The sequence below is a fragment of the Nocardiopsis sp. NPDC057823 genome (genome assembly GCF_042797335.1).
Taxonomy (GTDB): domain Bacteria; phylum Actinomycetota; class Actinomycetes; order Streptosporangiales; family Streptosporangiaceae; genus Nocardiopsis; species Nocardiopsis changdeensis.
The window spans coordinates 1-3,920 of record NZ_JBHVLR010000015.1 but is presented as its reverse complement, the minus strand read 5'-3'; the positions used below and the strand labels follow the sequence as shown (position 1 = coordinate 3,920).

At 68.2% G+C, this 3,920-nt stretch carries 4 protein-coding genes and 1 rRNA gene; 1 reads left to right on the top strand and 4 read right to left on the bottom strand.

The genetic code is table 11. The annotated features are described in order from the left end of the window. From ACFVNO_RS22175 to ACFVNO_RS22165, 3 genes are all read right to left on the bottom strand, one after another. The coding region (locus ACFVNO_RS22175; protein WP_378895444.1) for a hypothetical protein at positions 1-377 on the bottom strand (377 nt) is incomplete at its 3' end. A 385-nt stretch (positions 378-762) separates the two neighbouring features. Then, complete coding sequence (locus tag ACFVNO_RS22170; protein ID WP_378895442.1) at positions 763-936, bottom strand: DUF397 domain-containing protein; 174 nt, start codon at positions 934-936, stop codon at positions 763-765. Continuing rightward, positions 933-1,256, bottom strand: a complete 324-nt coding sequence (locus ACFVNO_RS22165; protein ID WP_378895555.1) for a Scr1 family TA system antitoxin-like transcriptional regulator — start codon at positions 1,254-1,256, stop codon at positions 933-935. Before ACFVNO_RS22165 ends, ACFVNO_RS22170 begins: the two co-directional genes overlap by 4 nt. A gap of 439 nt (positions 1,257-1,695) precedes the next feature. Here ACFVNO_RS22165 and ACFVNO_RS22160 point away from each other — a divergent pair, with 439 nt between their 5' ends. After that, positions 1,696-2,676, top strand: coding sequence for an STM4015 family protein (locus ACFVNO_RS22160; protein ID WP_378895440.1), 981 nt, complete (start codon positions 1,696-1,698; stop codon positions 2,674-2,676). 966 nt (positions 2,677-3,642) lie between these two features. Here the strand turns inward: ACFVNO_RS22160 and rrf are convergent. After that, positions 3,643-3,758 (bottom strand): 5S ribosomal RNA (gene rrf / locus ACFVNO_RS22155). Between the last annotated feature and the right edge of the window lie 162 nt (positions 3,759-3,920).

The window sequence follows — 3,920 nt, the reverse complement described above, 5'->3', positions numbered from 1 at the left end:
GAAACCACCCTCACGACGGTCACCACCGCGGTAACCACCACGGTCGTCACCGCCCCGGTGGACCCCGCGGTCGTCACGGCGGTCGCGGTCGCCCCCACGGTAGCCGCCACGGTCATCGCGCCGGTCGCGGTCCCCGCGGAAGCCGCCGCGGTCATCTCCGCCACGGTAACCACCACGGTCGTCACGGCGGTCATCGCGGCCGCGGTACCCGCCCTCACGGCGGTCGCCGCCACGGTATCCGCCACGGTCCTCGCCACCGCGGTATCCGCCGCGGTCATCGCGCCGGTCGCGGTCGCCTCTGTAACCGCCGCGGTCGTCGCGGCCCCGGTAACCACCACGGTCCCGGTCCCCGCCGCGGAAACCACCGCTGCGGTCATCACGGCCACGGTCACCCCGGTAGCCGGAACGGGAGCGGGAGTCGTCACCACGTCCCCGACCGTAAGACGCGCCGGAGCGGTCACCACTGTGCTCGTTCGCTCCGGAGTCCTGGCGGTCTCCCGATCGGCTGTCCTCAGTCATCCAACCCGTCCGTCAACAGTCAAAAGCGCTGCCACTGAGCAGTAGCAGCGCGTCAAGTACTCGTGCCCTCCAGCTTACGTCATGGAGTAGATGCGGGCCGCCAAAGTCCAAGTGCTCAAAGTCCCAGCCCAGCGGGAAATACCAGCTCCCGCGGGCCGCCCGAAGCGCCCGCCCGGGCCAGCGGGCGCACCCCGGTCCGGTCCCGCCGGAGGTCGTTCGACGGGGCCGGTTCACGTCCCGGAGTCACTTCTCCGCGAGCGCTCCGACAACCGCGACCCACTCCGCAGCGGCGAACTCCAGGTGGCCGAGCTCCCGGTGCCGGGTGTCGCGCACGGCCGTGATGGAACCTTCCGACACCTCGACACAGTCACCCTGGGCCCCGCTGTAGCTGGACTTGTGCCAGTCCTGATGCTTCACGCCATCAGATCCTTCCTGATCTCACGAATTCGCTCAATGGAGTCCGAGGGAGGAAGCGCATCCGCTTGCATTGCTCCGAACAACGTCCGCATATGGGCCACATCCTGCGTGCTACTCCGCGCCACGTCACCCAAGGCGTGTTCTACGAACACGACCGCCTGTTCCTCACGCAGGAACATGAGGCGGAACGGAGGGCAGATGCCCGGGTGCAGCAACCGCTGCGGCAGGACCTGGAAGCGGATGCTCCTCCGATCCGCCAGCTCAGCGATGTGCTCCAACTGATCGGCCATGACGGTGAGCGACCCTACCGGTACCGACACCCTCTCCACTCCGCGCGGGGCGATCGCGGTCAAGGAGTCGGCCGCCCTGGTTCCCGAACAGGCCCGGCAAAAGCGCTCTGCTGGGGCCGGGGCCAAGGGAGAGCGGCTTTACCACTGGGCTCTCATCGACGATCGCTGTGATGAGTACGGGCGCGGTTGGTGCTGATGCGCCGCAACCGCACCAATGGTGAGCTGGCGTCCTTCCACTGCTACGCCCCCGAGGCGGTGCCGCTGTCGCGGTTGGTAGCGGTGGCCGGGCGCCACTGGAGGGTGGAGGAGTCCTTTCAAGGACACGCTGGACGTTGCCACCACCCCAGACAGGCAGTTCAGGAATCATGACAAACCGAAAGTCCAACTGGAGTACCAGAGTCACCGTGCTTCGTCTGTCATCCGGAGCTGCTAGGTATGGGGGACATTCCACCCCCTGAAGGGTTTTCCCATGCCTGTGTTGACCGAGTTCGCGGGTCTGCCCGTGGTCGAGTTCCCTGCCAGTGGCACGGACGAGGAGCGGATCATCCGTGCACGCGAGCGGGGTGGGGATCCGCACGCTCCCGGCTCTGTGGCCTGGCGGCTGCGGTACGACAGAGAGGCGTGCGAGGAGCACCTCGCCCGTTTCCTGTCCGTGGTGGACACCGAACGGGTGGGTGCGCTGGTCATCGGAGACTGGGAGGCCGCCGCCGGGGGCCAGTACCAGATCGCACGCCTGCTGACCGAGCACGCCCATGCGTTGCCGAACCTGCGTGCGCTCTTCTTCGGCGACATCGACGGCTCGGAGTGCGAGCTGTCCTGGATCGACCAACCCGACCTGGCCCCGCTCGTGGCGGCCTTCCCCCGGCTGGAGGAGCTGGCTGTGAAGGGCGCCGACGGCATAGACGGCGAACTCGGGCTGCTCATCCCCTCGCACGCCTCGCTGCGTTCCCTGACGCTGGAGACCGGTGGCCTGCCGGGCCGGGTCGCGCGTCAGGTGGCGTCGTCGGGGCTGCCCGCGCTAGAGCACCTGGAGCTGTGGCTGGGGATGTCGGACTACGGCTGTGACACCTGGCCGTCGGACCTGGAGTCGGTGCTCTCGGGTGAGGTGTTTCCCCGACTGCGATACCTGGGTGTGCGCAACGCCGAGACGCTGGACGGGTGGCTTCCGGCACTGGCCGACGCACCCGTGCTCAAGCGCCTGGATGTGCTCGACCTGTCGCTGGGCGTCCTCACGGACCGGGGCGGTCAGGTGCTCGTGGACCGGGCCGCGGCCTTCGCTGGTCTGCGCAAGCTCGATCTGCACCACCACTACCTGAGTGAGGAGATGGAGGAGCGGGTGCGGGTCGCGTTCGACGGGTCCGGGGTGGAGGTCGACCTGTCCGACCGGCTGGAGCCCGAATACCACGGGGACGATGACGAGCCCTTCTACTACACCGCCGCGTCCGAGTAGCCGGGACCCCGTCCGCCCTCCCCGGCCCCAGGGGGGTGTCGGGAGGAGAAACCTCCGTCCGCACCCCAACGGATGACAGCCACAGGTACCCGCGGCCCCGGCCCCGGCCTCGGCCTCGGCCTCGGCCGGAAGAAGAACCGTAACCTCGCTCCAAGGGGTGAAGGCGACAGGTACCGGGACCTCCGCCACAGAGGGGTGCAGGCCGGCGGTCCCTCCTCCCCTGACCCTCGCGGGCCAGGGCCGCGTGAATGCTCTGCCTTCACCCCCGAGGGGTCGGGAGGGCAATGCCGACAGGGGTTACTACGGCGGGCGGCTGGGGTGACAAGCGAGGTCTGAGCAACAGCCTGTTTCCAGTCGGAGCGTTCTTTCCCTGGACCTGTGGCTGAGCGTGCCGCCTGGCGCCGACCCGTCCCCTGAACCAACCCCCGCCACCCCGGACGTGCACTCAACGCGCCCGCCCGGTGGTCTGCCGGGCGCCGACTGCGCGGGGACGGATCCACGCTCCGCGGCTGTACCCTCCAAGCGATTCAGCTCTTGGAAACCAGTCACCCGTGACTGCGACCACAGACCGCCCACCCCAAACGGTGACCGACCTGGAAACCTCACAGTCCGCCTCACCCCCCGGGGCCCGGGCCGAGTACCGCCCTACCCCAACCCCCTCGGGCCGAGGCGGGAAGCCACGTGCGGCCTTCACCCCCTGGGGCCGGGCACCCCACTGGCGTGACACGGCTGAGGCTGAGGCCCCGGTCGGGGGGAAACCCCCTGCGGCGCAGGAAGCAGTTCGCTTTCCGGCTGTGGCCGGGGTTTCCAATCGGGTGAGAAACAAGGCCCCGCACCACCCTCCCGGCCGGGCCCGGGCTTCCCAGGACACAAAAAAAGGGGGCCGCTACGCGACCCCCCACACACCCACACCCCGAAAACAGGGAAAGCCCCCACCGAAGGCAGGGGCTCTCAACCCGAAGAAAACCGTGGCGGCAACCTACTCTCCCACCCCACCACAGGGCAGTACCATCAGCGCAAGGAGACTTAACGACCGGGTTCGGAAAGTAACCGGGTGTGACCCTCCCACCATAACCACCACGGAAACCCACACCATCCCCCAACCCAAACCGGCCGGGAAACGGAAGCTTCCACAGTTATGTGAACAAAGTATGCGCGAGCACCCAATTATCTGCAGCGGACAAGCCCTCGGCCTATTAGTACCGGTCAGCTCCACCCCTCACAGGGCTTCCACACCCGGCCTA